This is a genomic window from Nonomuraea sp. LPB2021202275-12-8, assembly GCF_037044575.1.
Lineage (GTDB): Bacteria > Actinomycetota > Actinomycetes > Streptosporangiales > Streptosporangiaceae > Nonomuraea.
On the sequence record NZ_JBAHWD010000002.1, the window covers coordinates 402,279 to 417,256 of the forward strand.

The 14,978-nt window shown below is 70.9% G+C and carries 16 protein-coding genes; 4 read left to right on the forward strand and 12 right to left on the reverse strand.

Going from position 1 to position 14,978, the window contains the following annotated elements; all coding sequences use genetic code 11:
- Window positions 1-125 precede the first annotated feature (125 nt).
- The 4 genes from V5E28_RS05695 to V5E28_RS05710 all read right to left on the reverse strand — a co-directional run bounded on the left by V5E28_RS05695 (window position 126) and on the right by V5E28_RS05710 (window position 3,939).
- Window positions 126-947, reverse strand: a complete 822-nt coding sequence (locus V5E28_RS05695; protein WP_336205300.1) for a PIG-L family deacetylase — start codon at window positions 945-947, stop codon at window positions 126-128.
- A gap of 39 nt (window positions 948-986) precedes the next feature.
- Window positions 987-2,378 carry a tetratricopeptide repeat protein gene (locus V5E28_RS05700; RefSeq protein WP_336205301.1) on the reverse strand — a complete coding sequence of 464 codons (1,392 nt, stop codon included), beginning with the start codon at window positions 2,376-2,378 and terminating at the stop codon, window positions 987-989.
- Window positions 2,379-2,387: 9 nt separating this feature from the next.
- Window positions 2,388-3,407, reverse strand: a complete 1,020-nt coding sequence (locus V5E28_RS05705; protein ID WP_336205302.1) for a glycerophosphodiester phosphodiesterase — start codon at window positions 3,405-3,407, stop codon at window positions 2,388-2,390.
- A 91-nt stretch (window positions 3,408-3,498) separates the two neighbouring features.
- Window positions 3,499-3,939 carry a hypothetical protein gene (locus V5E28_RS05710; RefSeq protein ID WP_336205303.1) on the reverse strand — a complete coding sequence of 147 codons (441 nt, stop codon included), beginning with the start codon at window positions 3,937-3,939 and terminating at the stop codon, window positions 3,499-3,501.
- 39 nt (window positions 3,940-3,978) lie between these two features.
- Here V5E28_RS05710 and V5E28_RS05715 point away from each other — a divergent pair, with 39 nt between their 5' ends.
- On the forward strand, window positions 3,979-4,143 hold the full coding sequence (locus V5E28_RS05715; protein ID WP_336205304.1) for a hypothetical protein: 165 nt from the start codon (window positions 3,979-3,981) through the stop codon (window positions 4,141-4,143).
- A gap of 222 nt (window positions 4,144-4,365) precedes the next feature.
- Here the strand turns inward: V5E28_RS05715 and V5E28_RS05720 are convergent, their stop codons facing one another.
- Window positions 4,366-5,529, reverse strand: a complete 1,164-nt coding sequence (locus tag V5E28_RS05720; RefSeq protein WP_336205305.1) for an MFS transporter — start codon at window positions 5,527-5,529, stop codon at window positions 4,366-4,368.
- Window positions 5,530-5,591: 62 nt separating this feature from the next.
- Here V5E28_RS05720 and V5E28_RS05725 point away from each other — a divergent pair, with 62 nt between their 5' ends.
- Window positions 5,592-6,530, forward strand: coding sequence for a LysR family transcriptional regulator (locus V5E28_RS05725; RefSeq protein ID WP_336205306.1), 939 nt, complete (start codon window positions 5,592-5,594; stop codon window positions 6,528-6,530).
- On the opposite strand, the gene V5E28_RS05730 is transcribed toward V5E28_RS05725, so the two are convergent.
- Complete coding sequence (locus V5E28_RS05730) at window positions 6,527-7,159, reverse strand: spore photoproduct lyase family protein (RefSeq protein ID WP_336205307.1); 633 nt, start codon at window positions 7,157-7,159, stop codon at window positions 6,527-6,529. The two genes, V5E28_RS05725 and V5E28_RS05730, sit on opposite strands and share 4 nt — an antisense overlap.
- On the reverse strand, window positions 7,156-7,923 hold the full coding sequence (locus V5E28_RS05735; RefSeq protein WP_336205308.1) for a DNA-formamidopyrimidine glycosylase family protein: 768 nt from the start codon (window positions 7,921-7,923) through the stop codon (window positions 7,156-7,158). Before V5E28_RS05735 ends, V5E28_RS05730 begins: the two co-directional genes overlap by 4 nt.
- A gap of 71 nt (window positions 7,924-7,994) precedes the next feature.
- On the opposite strand from V5E28_RS05735, the gene V5E28_RS05740 reads away from it, so the two are divergent.
- Window positions 7,995-8,783, forward strand: a complete 789-nt coding sequence (locus V5E28_RS05740) for an NUDIX hydrolase (RefSeq protein WP_336205309.1) — start codon at window positions 7,995-7,997, stop codon at window positions 8,781-8,783.
- A gap of 39 nt (window positions 8,784-8,822) precedes the next feature.
- Here the strand turns inward: V5E28_RS05740 and V5E28_RS05745 are convergent, their stop codons facing one another.
- The 4 genes from V5E28_RS05745 to V5E28_RS05760 form a co-directional block, all read right to left on the reverse strand.
- Window positions 8,823-10,340, reverse strand: a complete 1,518-nt coding sequence (locus V5E28_RS05745) for an acyl-CoA synthetase (protein ID WP_336205310.1) — start codon at window positions 10,338-10,340, stop codon at window positions 8,823-8,825.
- A gap of 47 nt (window positions 10,341-10,387) precedes the next feature.
- On the reverse strand, window positions 10,388-10,903 hold the full coding sequence (locus tag V5E28_RS05750; protein ID WP_336205311.1) for a GNAT family N-acetyltransferase: 516 nt from the start codon (window positions 10,901-10,903) through the stop codon (window positions 10,388-10,390).
- A 29-nt stretch (window positions 10,904-10,932) separates the two neighbouring features.
- Entirely contained in the window at window positions 10,933-12,147 is a 1,215-nt protein-coding gene (locus tag V5E28_RS05755; RefSeq protein WP_336205312.1) for a hypothetical protein, read from the reverse strand.
- 126 nt (window positions 12,148-12,273) lie between these two features.
- Window positions 12,274-13,308: a helix-turn-helix domain-containing protein gene (locus V5E28_RS05760; RefSeq protein ID WP_336205313.1), complete on the reverse strand. Its 1,035-nt coding sequence runs from the start codon at window positions 13,306-13,308 to the stop codon at window positions 12,274-12,276.
- Window positions 13,309-13,704: 396 nt separating this feature from the next.
- Here V5E28_RS05760 and V5E28_RS05765 point away from each other — a divergent pair, with 396 nt between their 5' ends.
- The gene (locus V5E28_RS05765; RefSeq protein WP_336205314.1) at window positions 13,705-13,929 is read left to right on the forward strand and encodes a hypothetical protein; all 225 of its coding nucleotides are present in this window, start codon (window positions 13,705-13,707) and stop codon (window positions 13,927-13,929) included.
- Window positions 13,930-13,977: 48 nt separating this feature from the next.
- On the opposite strand, the gene V5E28_RS05770 is transcribed toward V5E28_RS05765, so the two are convergent.
- Window positions 13,978-14,967, reverse strand: a complete 990-nt coding sequence (locus V5E28_RS05770; RefSeq protein ID WP_336205315.1) for an LLM class flavin-dependent oxidoreductase — start codon at window positions 14,965-14,967, stop codon at window positions 13,978-13,980.
- Window positions 14,968-14,978: the final 11 nt, after the last annotated feature.

A 14,978-nucleotide genomic window follows, 5' to 3' on the forward strand; every position in this document is an offset into this window, starting at 1 on the left:
GCGCCCCGTGCTGCGTGGCGGGGCGAACTCCGATGCCCGCGTCAACCTTCAGGCGAGAAGGCCGCGAGCGCGTCCGTCGGAGAGAGGCACGCCGTCTACGCCGCGTGGCGTAGACGCGACAGAACTCAACCGCGCAGGCCGGCGAACAGGTCGTCCTCGTGGTCCGGTGCGCTCACCCTGCTGAGGACGCGGGTGAACGCCTCGTGCGAGAACGCCTGCTGCTGGGCCTCCTGGGGCATCCGGAGCAGGAAGATGTTCTCGCCCTGGCTCTCGTGCGCCTGCAGCGCCTTGAACTTGCGCTCGACGAAGGGCGTGACGTCGACGACAGTGGTCACGAGCTCGTCGGGGGTGCCGAAGTCGTCGCCGGGCTCGAAGTCGAGGTCCATGCCGCTGGAGCGCATGAACTCGAACATGCGCTTGATCGACGCCTTCGGGATCGCCGTGTAGTAGAGCTTGGCGGGGATGCCGGTGGCCTCGGTGGCCGCGACCGCGACGCGGTGGGTCTGGACGTGGTCGGGGTGGCCGTAGCCGCTGCCGCCGGTCTCGTCGTAGGTGACCACGACGTCCGGCCGGTAGCGCTCCATCAGCTCCGCGAGGCGGGCGGCGGCGGTGTCGACGGGGACGTTGGCGAACGCGTCGGGGTGGTGGTTGGTGTCCCAGCCGTCCATGCCGGAGTCGCGGTAGCCCAGCAGCTCCAGATGGTCGATGCCGAGATGCTGCACCGACTCGCGCAGCTCCTCCAGCCTCCGCGCGGCGACCGCGGCGTCGTCGTGGCCGGGATCGCCGGGCTTGATGCCGCCAGGGGCGTCACCCTGCTCGCCATTGGTGCAGGTGACCAGGACAGTGCGGACACCCTCGCCGGTGTAGCGGGCGAGGACGCCGCCGGTGCTGAGACACTCGTCGTCGGGGTGGGCGTGCACGGCCATGAGGGTGAGTTGCCGATTCATGCCCGGAAACACTACTCGGCGCGGGCGACATTTCCGCGGTCACGCCTGGCGTACGAGATCCTCGGCTCTCAGACGGGCGGCCGTGGCGGCGGCACTGTCGCCGATGGCCTCGGCCAGCGCGCCCTGCTTGAGCCAGTTGAACGGGCTGCACGGCCGCACGTTGATCCGCTCGCTGATCAGGACCCGCGCCAGGTCGTGCCGGCCGCTCCTGAGCGCGGACTCCAGGAGCGTCTTCTGCACGGCGTCACGCTGCGCGTGGCTGCCGCCGAACTCGTTGACCCGGTGCCTGATCGGGTAGAGCAGGCTCACCACCCGCCGGTGGTCCCCCCGGCCGAACGCCACGAGCGCCCTGCACACGGGCAGGCCGACGCGGGCGGTCATGTCGCGGTTGGTGACGCCGGGACGGTCCTCGGCGATGTAGGCCTCGCGCCCGGCGATGAGCCTGTCGGCGTCGGCGATGCGGCCGGCGCCCACGTAGGACATGACGGCGTGCATGTCGTTGAAGGCGTAGAGCGGCTCGTGCACCTTGGCGGGCCAGGCGTCGGCGAGCGCCCGCCACCGCTCGTGCTGGACGTCGCCCTCCAGGTAGAGGCGCCAGAGCAGGGCGGCGGCGTCGAGCAGCTCCATCGACGCCTCGCCACCGGCCAGCACCGCGTCGTAGATCGCCAGCGCTCGCTGATGGTCGCCGGCCTCCAGCGCGTAAAGGGCGTAGTGCCACCAGTTGTGCACGTTGAAGAACGTGCCGGTGGACCAGTCGTCGACCCTGGCGTCCATGTAGCGCATGCCCTCGCCGAACCGGCCCTGCATCTCGTAGGTGTGCACCACCGCGTGGATGCCCCACACGTCGCGGGGATTCAGCTCGACGGCACGCAGCCCGACGTCCTCGGAGCGGTCGTAGTGCCCGGCCTCCTCCAGCCCGAACGCGTACATGCCGAGCACGTGCCCGTAGTGCCTGTCGTCCTCGCGCCAGGCGCTGAGGGCGCCGCCGATCCTGTCGCGCAGCGAGCGGGCGTCGCCGGTGAAGAAGTCGATCTGGTGCCCGGCGGCCAGCGCGAGCGCGTCGCGCGGATGCTGCTCGGTGATCCGGCCGAGCAGCGAGCCACAGGTCAGCAGGTCGCCGTCGAGCAACCCCTGCACGGCCTCGACATGGGCTCGCTCGCGGGGGAGCAGCGCGGCGTGGTCGATCCTGGCGCGGAAGGCGGCGAAGCGCTCCCTGGCCTTGCGCGCCTCCTCGGCCTCGGTGGTGAGCATTCCGAGGTAGGCGCCGAGGACGTTGCCCATCGGGAAGTCGGGCGCCTCGGCCAGCGCCGCGCCGGTCGCGGCGTCCACCTCTATCCGGAAGTGCAACAGGTCGTCGATCGCCTGGTCGTAGTGGCGGGTCGCGCCCTCGCCCGCCCCGCTCATCTCAAGTCCATGCTGGTCAGTCGTCATAAGACCAGCTTAGGAACGATGCGGGGAACCTGTCTGCGCAGAAGTCACCGCCCGGCCCATGGCGGGGTCGTCGCAGAAGGCGCCGTCGACACCGAGCTCCAGCAGCCTCGACAGCCAGCCCATCACGTCACCGGTCGCGCGGTCGTACACCGGGCTGGCGGGCTCGCCGAGCCGGAAGTCCACCGGGAGTTGCGAGTTCTCGTTGCGCACCGTCCAGACGTGCACGTCCAGCCCGCGGCGGTGCGCGTCGGCCACCAGCGTGGTGGGAGCCAGGAGCCTGCCGTCGGGGCCCGCGGGCACCACGCGCCGGGTGTCGACCCCGATGCCCTGGGCGTAGCCCGCCACCTCGTCCAGCCCCTCGGGGGTGACCATGTCGTCGTAGGTGCGCCCGCCGCCCGCCGCGATCCAGTCGTACGGCGCGCCGCCGGCCGGGATGAGCTGGATCAGCGGCAGCCCGGTCCGGCCGCTCAGCCCGCGCAGGTTCGCCGTCTCGAAGGACTGGATGTACGCCCTGCGCACGTGGTGCCGGTCGAGCACGTCGAGCAGCGGCTCCTCCAGCGGCAGGCCGATGGAGGCGAAGTACGTCGGGTGCTTGGTCTCGGGGTAGACGCCCACGCCGGCGCGCTGCGCGAGCCGGACGACCTCCTCGAACGTGGGGATCCCGGCCAGCCCGTCGAAGGCCGTGTTGCCGGGGCGCAGGCCGGGGACCCGCTCCCTGGCCCGCAGCGTCCTGAGCTCGGCGAGCGTGAAGTCCTCGGTGAACCAGCCGGTCACCGCCCGGCCGTCGATCGTCTTGGTGGTGTGCCGGCCGGCGAACTCCGGCCGGTCGGACACGTCGGTGGTGCCGGAGATCTCGTTCTCGTGCCTGGCCACCAGCACGTGGTCGCGGGTGGAGACGAGGTCGGGCTCGATGTAGTCGGCGCCCATCGCGATGGCCGCCTCGTACGACAGCAGCGTGTGCTCGGGCCGGTGGGCGCTGGCGCCCCGGTGGGCGATGACGATGGGGGCGGACGTCGACGGGATCACCACGAGGAAGACCGTACCGGGGGAGCGGCCCCTGCGCGGAATTCGCCGAGCGGGCCGCTCCAGCGCCCGCACGACCGGCTGGGACGCTCTGGCGTCAGCAGGTCCCGTCCCAGTCGGGACGGCCGACGGTGTGGCGCAGCACCAGCTCGGAGCAGAGGTAGCACTTGTAGATCACGGTCGCCACCTCGCGCCAGTCCGCGTGCAGCACCAGCAACCGCAGGACGATGTAGGGGATGTGTGGCATGTCCGGCTCGTCCACCAGCACGGCCCATTCGTGCCTGTCGGGCAGGGCCACCCTCCGCCGGGCCAGCCTGCGGAGCTTGTCCGCGTCGACGCCGGGGAACTCCACCGGTGCGGAGGCCGCGAGGTCCTCGATCTGCCGGTCGCAGCGTCCGTGGATGCCGCGGATCTCCTCGCGCAGGTCGCGCAGGCCGGAGAAGTAGAACCGCAGCACATCCCCCGGCCGGTCGAACTCCGGCGCGGCGTCGTCCAGCAGCTCCGCCAGCTCCTCCGACAACGCCTGGAACCGGCCCATGCGGTCCGGCTCCGGCCCCTCCGGGCCGGGCCTGGGCAGGTGCGGGCGAACGAACGCGTGCGCGCCGGCGGGGACGCCAGGAACATCACCAGGACCGCGCCGATGAGCGCCAGTGAGACGACGACCACCGCGACGATGAGCCAGATCAGCACGGTCGCGGCGGCCTGGAACGCCGAGGAGACCATCCCGCCCACCGCCGAGTAGCGGATCGCCGCCCACACCAGGGCCGCGACCGCACCGCAGCACGCCAGCAGCTTCGCCAGTCGCCACCCCGACTGCGTGCCGACGAACGCGAGCGCCACCGCGAGCGCCAGGCCAGCGCCCCCCACACCCCGGTAGCGGTCATGACGGCACCCCGTGGACGATTGCTCGCATTGTCGGGGCACCGGTATGCGATGGCAAGAGGGCCCTTCCGCGGCGCCGGGCTCAGTGCCTCCGGCGGCGCGAGAACAGGACGGCGAGCAGAGCCAGCAGGAGCCAGCCGGCGGTCAGGGCGACCAGCCAGGTCCAGCCGGCGTGGCCGTACACCGTGCTGCCGATCGTGCCGCCCGCGCCGCTGCCCAGGTAGTAGCAGAGCAGGTAGACGCCGGCCGCGCGGCCGCGCGCCCGCGGCGGCGCCTCGGCCGCGACCCAGGCGCTGGCGACCGCGTGCGCGGCGAAGAAGCCCGCGGTGAGCACGGCGAAGCCGGCTGCCACGACGGGCAGCGCGTCCGGCAGGGTGAGTGCGGCGCCCGCGACCGTCGTGGCCAGCGCCGCCATCAGGGCGGGAGCCCGGCCCAGCCGGTCCACCAGGCGGCCCGCCGCCGCCGACGAGGCGGCGCCGGTGGCGTAGGCCAGGAACACCAGCGACGCCACCGCGGGCGCCAGGCCGATGGGCGGCGCGGTGAGCCGGAAGCCGGCCGCGTTGTAGATCGCCACGAACGATCCCATGCCCAGCAACCCCACCGTGTAGGGGACGAGCAGTCGCCCGCCCAGCCTGACCCGGACGGGATCGCGGTGCGCCGGGGCGCCGCTCGCGGCCGCGGGCAGCGTGGCGGCGGCGTAGAGCGCGCAGGCCAGCGAGACGGCGGCGACCACGAGCAGGGCGCCCTGCCAGCCGAGCGGGTCGGCGGCGAATCCGGCGCCGAGCCTGCCCAGCATGCCGCCCACCGAGTTCCCGGCGATCATCGCCCCCACCGCGGCGGGCAGCCGGGCCGCGCCGACCAGGTCGGCCAGATAGGCGGCCGCCACGCCGGGGAATCCGGCGATCGCCACCCCCTGCAGCGCCCGCATGACCAGCAGCACGGGGTACGACGGCGCCAGCGGCAGCAGCAGGCCGAGCACCGCCGAGGCCACCACAGAGCACACGATGATCTTCCGCCGGTCCACGAATTCCGACAGCGCCGCCAGCGGCAGGACCGCGAGCGCCAGAGCCGTGGTGGCCACCCCGATCGCCAGGGACGCGCTGCCGGGATCCAGCCGGAACGCGGTGGCGAGCTGCGGCAGGACCGGCTGGGGCGCGTACAGGAGGGCGAAGGACGACACGCCCGCCGCGGCGACTGCGGCGCTGACCCTCCTGGTGTCCGCGGGGGCGCGGAGTTCGGTGACCACCTTCAAAAGCTAAGCAAAGCTAATAAATACGTCTAATACCGCGATAGGCGATAATTCATGCTGTGACGGATGAATCCGATGATGTGGTGCTGGCGGCCGGGCTCGCACCCTCGCTGGCCCTGCTCGCCGCGGTGGCCGAGACCGGGCATGTCACCCGGGCAGCCGAGCTGCTCGGCATCCCGCAGCCCACGGCCAGCAGGCGGCTGGCCGCTCTCGCCGACGTGGTCGGCGTGCCGCTCGTCATCCCCGCCGGCCGCGGCATCAGGCTGACGAGGGCGGGCCGGACCCTGGCCGCCGCCGCCTCCCGCGCGCTCGCCGTGGTGTCCGCCGGGGTGCGCGAGGTGCGCGAGGAGGCCGACCCCGGCAGCGGCTACGTCGTCCTCGGCTTCCTGCACCTGCTCGGCCGTTCGCTGGTGCCGTCGCTGATCCAGAGCTTCAGGGAGCGGCACCCGCGGGTGCGCTTCGGCCTGGTGCAGGGCTCGCGCCAGGACATGCTGCGCGGGCTGCGCGACGGCGAGATCGACCTGGTGTTCGTCGCGCCGCTGCCCGACGGCGACCCCGACCTGTCGAGCCGGGCGTTGGCTGACCAGGAGCTGGTGCTGTCCGCGCCGCCCTCGCACCGCTTCGCGGCGCGCTCCCGGGTGCGGCCCGCCGAGCTGGAGGGGGAGGAGCTCGTCACGCTGGAGCACGGGTACGGCCTGCGCCAGATCACCGACGACCTGTGCGCGGCGGCCGGGTTCGAGCCCAGAATCGCGTTCGAGGGCCAGGAGTCCGAGACGGTGCGCGGGCTGGTCGCGGCGGGCCTGGGCGTGGCGATCCTGCCCAGGACGGGCGTGGCGCCGCCGCCCGGCGTGGTGGAGATTCCGCTGTCTCCCCCGGTGTTCCGCACGATCGGGGTCAGCTGGCCCGCGGGGGACCGGCTCACCCCCGCGGGGCGGGCGTTCCGCGATCACGTGTGCTCGGCGGAGGCCGAGGTGGGTCCGGGGCCGTACAGGCCTTAGAACGCGTAGCGGACCCGGCAGAAGGGCAGGCGGTCGGCGATCAGCTCGGTCAGGGCGGCGACGTAGCGCCCCTTGTGCCCGGTGCGGTAACGCACGTTCCAGCCGCCCGTCTGCGAGCGCTTCGGCTGCTGCAGGTCGGGCCGCCACAGCACCTGCTCGGCCTTGGGGTGCCAGCCGAGGTTGACCTCGTGCAGCCGGTCGTTGTGGGTCAGGAAGACGACCTCGGCGGCGAGCTGCTCGCGAGCCGCCGGCGACAGGGCGTCGCCGAGCTGGTCCAGCAGCTCCGCCCAGTCCTCCAGCCAGCCGTCGCGCACCACGACCGGGCTGAAGTTCACGTGCACCTCGTAACCGGCCGACACGAAGTCGTCGATCGCGGCCATGCGGTCGGCGATCGGGGAGGTGCGGATGTCGAGCAGCCTGGAGTCGGCGGCGGGCATCAGGCTGAAGCGGATCCGGGTGCGGCCCCGCGGATCCCAGTCGAGCAGGTCCGGGTTCACATACTTGGTGGCGAAGCTCGCCTTCGCGTTCGGCAGCCCGCGGAACAGTTCGACCAGGTCACGGACGTTGCCGGAGATGGTGGCGTCCACGGAGCAGTCGGAGTTCTCCCCGATGTCGTAGACACCCGTCACCGTGTTCGTCTTCCCTGGTCAGCGGGCTGATCGAGCGGGCAGGCGTAGGCCGTCCGGCCGGCCAGCGGCCACTCCCGCACCGGGCTCGCGCAGCGGCGGCACGTCTGCCGCTTGTACACCCAGCGCTCGTCCGGCGCACCCGGGTCGCTGACCACCTGGCCCGCGTCCCGCCCCAGGGCGAGATGGCGCACGGCCGCGTCCCACAGCCACCCGGCGGCCCCGGCGCCGACGCCACGCGCGTCCGGGTCCAGGCTCGCGAGGAACAGCAGCTCCGCCCGCCACGCGTTGCCGATCCCCGCCCACACGCCCTGGTCCAGCACGGCCGCCCCGACCGCACCCCGGAAGGCGGCCAGCCGCCGCACCGCCTCATCGCGATCGGCGTCGGCGCGCAGCGGATCCGGCCCCAGCGACCCTCTCAGCGCGGCCACGCCCTCGCCGTCCATCGCCTCGCAGCGGGTGGGCGCGATCAGCTCGATCGCCACCTCGTCCGTCTCCAGCCGCAGCCGGGCGCCGCGCCGCGGCTCCGCCGCCGGATCGTCGTAACGCAGGAACAGGCCCCGCATGCCGAGGTGCACGTGGATCGTCGCGCCGCCGTCGAAGTGGTAGAGCAGATGCTTGCCGACGGCCTCCACGCCTTCGACGACCCGCCCGTCGTACGGCCGCGTGTCGAACCTGCCCTGCGGGCTCCCGGCCCGCACCCGCCGCCCTGCGAGCACCCCGTGCTGCTCGCGCGCGTAGCGATGGATCAGGTGGCCCTCCGGCATACCTGCGCACTTACCCCGTCGCCCCTGCCTTCACGACGTCCCACCCGGGAGGTGGGCCACACTTGGGGGCCATGACACACGACGGTGACGCGGGGGTGCCCGGCTCGCTGGCCAGGGTGCTCGCCGAGGTGGGGGCCGAGCGGGCCGCGCAGGACGAGACGCACGGGGTGCAGGAGCTGCCCGACGGCACCGGCGCCGGGGCGGCGGTCGCCGAGGCGGACACGGCCAGGCGGGAGACCGACGCGGCGGCCGGGGCCGGGGCGTTGACGTGGCGGCACATCCTGATGGAGGAGGTGCTGGAGGCGTGCGCCGAGACCGATCCCGAGCGACTGCGGACGGAGCTGGTGCAGGTGGCGGCCGTGGCGGTCAAGTGGGCGCAGGCGCTCGACCGGCGGCGCGCCGTGGCCGGGGCCCGGGTGGAGCGGTTCCGGGCGATCGTGGACGTGCACGTGCTGCTCGTCCGGGGACAGGAGGTCCTGCTGGGCAGGCGCTCCGGCACCGGCTACGGCGACGGGCTGTGGCACCTGCCGTCGGGGCATCTGGACGCGGGGGAGTCGGTGGTGCAGGCGGCCGTGCGGGAGGCGCGGGAGGAGGTCGGCGTCGTGATCGAGCCGCGGGATCTCGCGTTCGCGCACGTGATGCACCGGGCGCCGGAGCGGGTCGGGTTCTTCTTCGTCGCCACCAGGTGGGACGGCGAGCCGTACAACGCCGAGCCCGACAAGTGCTCCGAGGTGGCCTGGTGGCGCCTCGACGGGCTGCCGGGCGACATCGTCGGGTATCCGGCCGCCGCCATGGCCCACGCGCTGGAGCGGGTGCCGTTCGCGTTGTACGAATGGCCCGCGGACGGACACGCCACATAGGACCCACATGCCGGGCGCGGGACGGGTTCACCCCGCGAATCAGAACGCCTCGCGCAGCTCGCGCTTGAGCACCTTGCCGCTGGCGTTCTTGGGCAGTGCGTCCACGAACTCCACCCGTTTCGGCGTCTTGAACGGCGCCAGCCGCTCCCGCAGGAACGCGGTGAGTTCCCCGGCGGTGAGGCTCGCTCCCGCGCGCAGGACCACGGCGGCCGTGACCGCCTCGATCCACCGCTCGTCCGGCATCCCGAACACCGCCGCCTCCGCCACCGCCGGATGCTGGTAGATGGCCTCCTCCACCTCCCGGCTCGCCACGTTCTCGCCACCGGACTTGATCATGTCCTTCTTCCTGTCGACGACCGACAGGTAGCCGTCGGCGTCCATCACCCCCAGGTCGCCGCTGTGGAACCAGCCGCCCCTGAACGCCTCCGCCGTCTTGTCCGGGTCGTTCCAGTAGCCGAGCATGGCGTGCGGGCTGCGGTGCGTGATCTCGCCCACCACGCCGGGCGGCACCGGCTCGCCGAGGTCGTCGACGATCCTCGTCTCGACGTTCAGCGCCGGACGGCCGGCCGAGCCCAGCCTGCTCAGCTGCTCGTCCGGCCCGAGGATCGTGGCCACCGGCGCCATCTCGGTCTGGCCGTAGAAGTTGAACAGCCGCACCCCCGGCAACCTCGCGGCGATCTCCTTCAGCACCTCGACCGGCATGATCGAGGCGCCGTAGTAGCCCTTGCGCAGCGACGACAGGTCCCGGCGGTCGAAGTCGGGATGGCGCAGCAGGCCGATCCAGACCGTCGGCGGGCAGAACAGCTTCGTCGCCCGCTCCGACTCGATCGCCGCCAGGATCGAGGCCGGATCCGCGCCGGGCAGCACGATGTTGGTGGCGCCCAGATAGATCCCCGGGGTCAGGAAGCAGTGGAGCTGCGCGCAGTGGTAGAGCGGCAGCGCGTGCACCTCCACGTCGCCGGCGGTCATCTCGCCGTCGACCATGCACGTCACGTACTGGGAGATCAGGCTCCTGCTGGACAGCGCGGCGCCCTTGGGGCGTGACTCGGTGCCGCTGGTGTACATGAGCTGGATCGGGTCGTCGTCGCCGATCTCCGCCCGCGGCTCGGAGTCGTCGCCGTGCGCCATCCAGTCGGCGACCGGCTCCCAGCCCTCGGCCCGGCCGATCACCCCGCGCACCGTGACGCGCCCGGTCACCGCCCGCTTGGCCACCGGCGCCAGCGCCTCCTCCACCAGCATCCCGGTCGCCCCGGAGTGGTCGAGGATGTACGCCACCTCGTCGGAGCCCAGCATGAAGTTGACCGGCACGGAGATCGCGCCCAGCCTGGCCAGGGCGAAGTACGTCACCACGAAGGCGTGGTGGTTGTGCGACAGGATGGCGAACCGGTCGCCCTTGCCCACCCCCCGCTCGGCCAGGGCGTTGGCGGTGCGGTTCACCACCCGGTCGAGGTCGGCGTAGGTCTGGCGCAGATCGCCGTACACGATCGCGGTCTTGCCGGGGAAGCGGGCGGCGGAGCGCCGCAACAGGTCACCGATGGCATGCTGGCGAGTGGTCATCCAGGCACATCCTCACTAGGCCGAACCGTGTTCGGTGATCCTAGCTCTCATCGTGCCTGGGCCTCACGCAAGTCCTTCACCAGGATTTCGCACTCATCGGGCGCCCGCTCCAGCCTGCCGTCGGGGTGGTAGATCTCGCGGATGGTGCTGACCGGAGGGTGGGCCCACTCGCGGTAGCCGAGCCGTCGGTAGAGCGAGCGGGCGCGATCGTTGTCGAGATCCACACCGAGCGCCACCCGGGCGTGGCCGAGGTCACGCAGGCGGCCTTCGGCGGCTTCGACGAGCTGGGTGCCGATCCGCCTGCCGCGATGCTCGCCCGCCACCTCCAGATGCGCCAGGAGCGGCACGCCCGGGAGGCGGTCGCGCAGTTCCTGCTCCTCGGCCGCTTCGAGCCGCAGGTACACGTCGCCGACCGGGGTGAACGCATGCCATGCCACGAGCAGCACTCCGCGCCCGGCCCGCTGGCGGGTGAGCTGGGCGACGAAGTACGCCCTCTGCCCCAGGGCCGCTACGAGCGCGGGCAGGTCTTCCTCTGAAGCCGTGCGGATCCGGACATGACGCATGACTTCCACAATCAGGACAAATTACTGCGTCACAAGCTCACACTGGCAAATCTGGCAGGTGACGACGAAGCTGCTGGCGTCTCTTTGGCAGCTTTTTGTGTGCGAATGCGTACGTTCAAGGGCGGACAACCAGGACTCGCGAGCACGCGCAGTGCCTCGCGGACGGACCCGGCGCGGGGAAGAGGCTGAACGAAATCGTGCCACGCCTTGAGGTCGGCCCTCCAGGCGTCGAGGTATCGGCAGCACAGGTCAGGGTCGATGCGTTTGAGACGGCCCAGCGAGGCCTTCAGGGCCTCCGCCATGCGCTGCCGCTCCTCGTGGCCGACGCTCGCCTGCGGAAGGCTGCGGAGTACGCCGGTGATGAAACGGCGGCGCCTGGTCAGGAAATCCTCCCAGTGGCGCTGATTCGCATCGTCTATTTTCCTGCCTTCATCCAGCAGCCAGAAGATGCCCTCGGCGAGCACGTCGCCGAACTCCTCTTTCCTGGCGCGGTCCGGGTTGCGGAAGGGATCATATGTGGCCTGTTTCACCCGGCCGGTCACTGCGAGCGGCCGCAGTCCGTCTGATTCGAGCAGGTAAAACCAGTCTTCATTATAAATATCAGGAAAAAAGGCGATATTTCGGCTGATCTCAACTGCGAGTGCGCCGCCGCCGACAAAGGAGTCCTGCTCTCCGCCGACAGCGCGGTAGGCATGGCATACGACGGAATTATCCGGGAAGCCGCCGATCGACAGTCCGACGGCGTCGAACTCGTCGAGGAGTCCGGCCGCCCTGCGGAGATCGTCCGGCGCGCTGACTTCGATGTCGTCGTCGAGAAAGACGATGCGCCGCCAGCCCAGCATCCTGGCCAGGGCCAGAGCCAGGTTGCGCTTCGCCGCGGTATCGGTGCCCCGGCGGAAGTCCTTCGGAAGGACGGATGACGTCCGGAAACGAGGCAGGGACAGCGCCGTCTCGCTCGCGACGTCAATGGCGATGATCTCGGCCTCGTGGTCGATGGCGCGCACCTGCGAGGCGTTGGTCCACTTCCCGCTGCAGAGGGCGACCAGCGGGCAGCGGAGTTTCTTCGACAACTCGACGGCGTGCCTGAGGTAGGGAGTGGGGCGAGTGGTCGGCACGACGATGGCGTCGATCCGGTTGGCGCCCGCAGGCGCCTCCGGGCGCAGCAGCAGCCCCCGGTGGGATGCGTGATGGTCGCTCGACGTCAGTGGCGGCGCGAGAGGGCCGACTACCGCTACGGGCTTCATGATGAGATCACGGCGTTCGAGGTGATCGCCATCGGGACGGCAGCCGTCACCGGTTCGTGGCGCCGACAATAGGGAAACACTTCACGAGTTCCAATGAGGAGATACGGACGGTCAGGGATTCGCGAGTCATTCAGGCCATTCGATGAGTCTCGATTCCTCCACCGTCCAGTCGGGTGTGATGACCAGGCCGTTCAGAATGGATACCCGGCTCAGGATCGCGTACGGTCGTCGCTTGTCGAAACGCCGGGCGAGGAAGTCGGCGTTTCTGTCTCGGAAACGGCTGTCGGTCAGCGCCCGGACCACACCCAGAGTGCCACGCCCATACATTCCGTTACAGATTGTCAGGGTGCGTTTCCTGTTGAACGGATTGGGGCCCCGATAGAACAACGCCACATCTTCGTGCAGCTGTCCGTCGGAAAGTCTCGGGCTGTAGCGCTCGCCGCCTGCCGCGAAGTATGGACCGACCTCGCCGTCCCAGTCGTTGACCTGCTCCACGGGCAGGCCGAGCTGGTAGATGACGTCCGTGGTGACGTCGTTCCAGTCGATCCCGCCGAGGAGCACCAGATGGGTGGTCAGATCGTCCGGCTGCAGCTCCTTCGCCGTATGGCGGCGAACCTCGCTCGCCGGGTTGCAGACACGGACATGGCCATGCAGCTCGAAGAGGGCGTCCAGATCGGCGTAGGTGTAGAGCTCGATGTAGTCGGGGTCGTCGGGATCGACGTACGGCATCCGCGCTAAGAGCTCCGGCGGGAGCCGTCCGCAGACGATCGTGACGGGTTTGCCGTCGCCGAACTGCCAGGGATTGCCGGTCACCTGGACCGGGTCGGGCTCGTCCTGGCCGAGCGCGGCGGCTCGCAGCGTGACCAGCTCCAGAAGGAGCTCGTCGCGGAGCTCTAGCTCCTCGTCGGTCAGTTCGTCGTCGTCCAGCGGGACGAGCTTGTCGCCCCGGATCGAGCGGGACGTGCAGAAGAGGGTGGCGTACGACTCGAGGCGGGCGGCCGGTGGCACCTTCGGCGCGGTCGAGGACTCCCATGACGAGATGAGTGGAACGCTGACGTCGAGCGCGCGCGCAAGCTGTGGCTGCGTGATCCGTGTGTCAGGCCACTGCCGGGCACGCAACGAGCGTAGCCGCCGCGCTAGGGCTGGACCGGAATCCGTCATGAGGACACCCCCATCTGAACTTCAGTGCTTTCAGTAAACATCTACTGATGCTGAGATGCGAGCATATATTCCCAGGCCAGCACTGGAACAGCGGATTCTCGATTCGAGGAAGCCATCATCATAGAACAGCTGCTTCGGCTGTGGGTGGGATTAAGGAAACCTAACTCAGGGCATTGAAACTTTAGGAGCTGTTGTATCTGTGCTGAAGGTTAACTAAAGATTCATCCGGGAGGTGACCATGAGCGCCAGGGACCCGCCCGCCATGACTTCCAGGCGCGGGCCGCACCCCCACGAACAGGCAGGCATTCCCCCAGGAATGCCGGCACTCCACTGGCCCCATCGGCGCGTCAAACACTGGGACCCTACATGTTCGTAACCACAGTTCTCTTCGTCGGCATGACAACGGCCGTCGCCAGCCCCGAGGGCGTCGCGGCGGCACGAGGCGTCCTCTACCTCTTCGCCGTGCTCTGCTTCTGGGCACTGTTCTTCGCTCTTCGTCAGGTGTCCAGGGTCGTCGCCACGCTGCTCCGCGTCCTGCTGTTGTTCGTCGCCATCGCCGCCCTCGGCGCGCTGGCCATAGCGATCATCGGACAGGTCGCGCTCAGCATCGGACTCTCCTGATATCCGACACGCCGAGATGGGTGCAACGGTGCGCCCATCTCCACCGGGTCAGGACAGCCGGGCCAGCCGGCGGTAGGAGTCGAGCCGCTGTTCCAGGTCGTAGGTGTTCATCGTCACCAGCACCTCGTCGGCCCCCGTCACCTCGACCAGATCGTGCAGCCGCATCCCGACCTCGTCCTCGGTGCCGTGGATCTGCCCCTTGCGCGACTCCGCCAGCAGCGCCCGCTCTCGCTCGGTCATCTCCGTGCGCAGGATCTCCGCCGCCGGCGACAGCGGGGGGAAGGCGCCGCGGGTCCGCGAGCGCGCCGTCGACCACGCCTCCGGCACCTGCAGCAGCGCCGCGCGTTCCGCCGTCTCGCCGACCGCGATGTTCGCGGCCACGATGACGTACGGCTCCGCGGCCCACTCCGAAGGCCGGAACGCGGTGCGGTAGCGGCCGATCGCCTCCCGGAGGCGGTCACCGCCTCCGCCGATCACCAGGGGCAGGCCGTGCTCGGCGGCGAGGTCCGCGCCCGCGCCCATCGCCAGGACGAACACCTGGGGGCGCAGGCCTTCGGCGGGCAGGGCGTGCACGCCGGGGTAGGCGGTCTGGGCGCCGGTGAAGAAGCCGAGCAGATCCTCCAGCTGGGCGCCGAAGCGATCGGCGTCGTCCTTGCCGTGGCCGAGCGCGTCGCGGATGCCGCCGGTGAAGCCCACCGACCGGCCGAGGCCCATGTCGATGCGGCCGGGGTGCAGCGACTCCAGGACGCCGAACTGCTCGGCGACCACCAGCGGGCGGTGGTTGGGCAGCATCACGCCGCCGGTGCCGACCCGGATCCGGGTGGTGGCCGCCGCGACGGCGGCGGCCAGGACGGTCGGGGCCGAGCCCGCCACCCCGGGCACGCTGTGGTGCTCCGAGACCCAGAAGCGGTGGTAGCCGAGCTCCTCGGCCTGCCGCGCGAACCTCACGGTGTCGCGCAGCGCCGCCGCCGGGTCGTGTCCCTGCCGGACGAGTGAACGGTCGAGGATCGAGAGCCTGGTCACGTATCTGTGCAACACGGACGAGGCGG

Coding starts and splice junctions, on each gene's coding strand:
- V5E28_RS05765 (WP_336205314.1), top strand. CDS start 13,705: ATGACAACGGCCGTCGCCAGCCCCGAGGGCGTCGCGGCGGCACGAGGC.
- V5E28_RS05750 (WP_336205311.1), bottom strand. CDS start 10,903: ATGCGTCATGTCCGGATCCGCACGGCTTCAGAGGAAGACCTGCCCGCG.
- V5E28_RS05710 (WP_336205303.1), bottom strand. CDS start 3,939: ATGGGCCGGTTCCAGGCGTTGTCGGAGGAGCTGGCGGAGCTGCTGGAC.
- V5E28_RS05735 (WP_336205308.1), bottom strand. CDS start 7,923: ATGCCGGAGGGCCACCTGATCCATCGCTACGCGCGCGAGCAGCACGGG.
- V5E28_RS05755 (WP_336205312.1), bottom strand. CDS start 12,147: ATGAAGCCCGTAGCGGTAGTCGGCCCTCTCGCGCCGCCACTGACGTCG.
- V5E28_RS05760 (WP_336205313.1), bottom strand. CDS start 13,308: ATGACGGATTCCGGTCCAGCCCTAGCGCGGCGGCTACGCTCGTTGCGT.
- V5E28_RS05695 (WP_336205300.1), bottom strand. CDS start 947: ATGAATCGGCAACTCACCCTCATGGCCGTGCACGCCCACCCCGACGAC.
- V5E28_RS05700 (WP_336205301.1), bottom strand. CDS start 2,378: ATGACGACTGACCAGCATGGACTTGAGATGAGCGGGGCGGGCGAGGGC.
- V5E28_RS05740 (WP_336205309.1), top strand. CDS start 7,995: ATGACACACGACGGTGACGCGGGGGTGCCCGGCTCGCTGGCCAGGGTG.
- V5E28_RS05745 (WP_336205310.1), bottom strand. CDS start 10,340: ATGACCACTCGCCAGCATGCCATCGGTGACCTGTTGCGGCGCTCCGCC.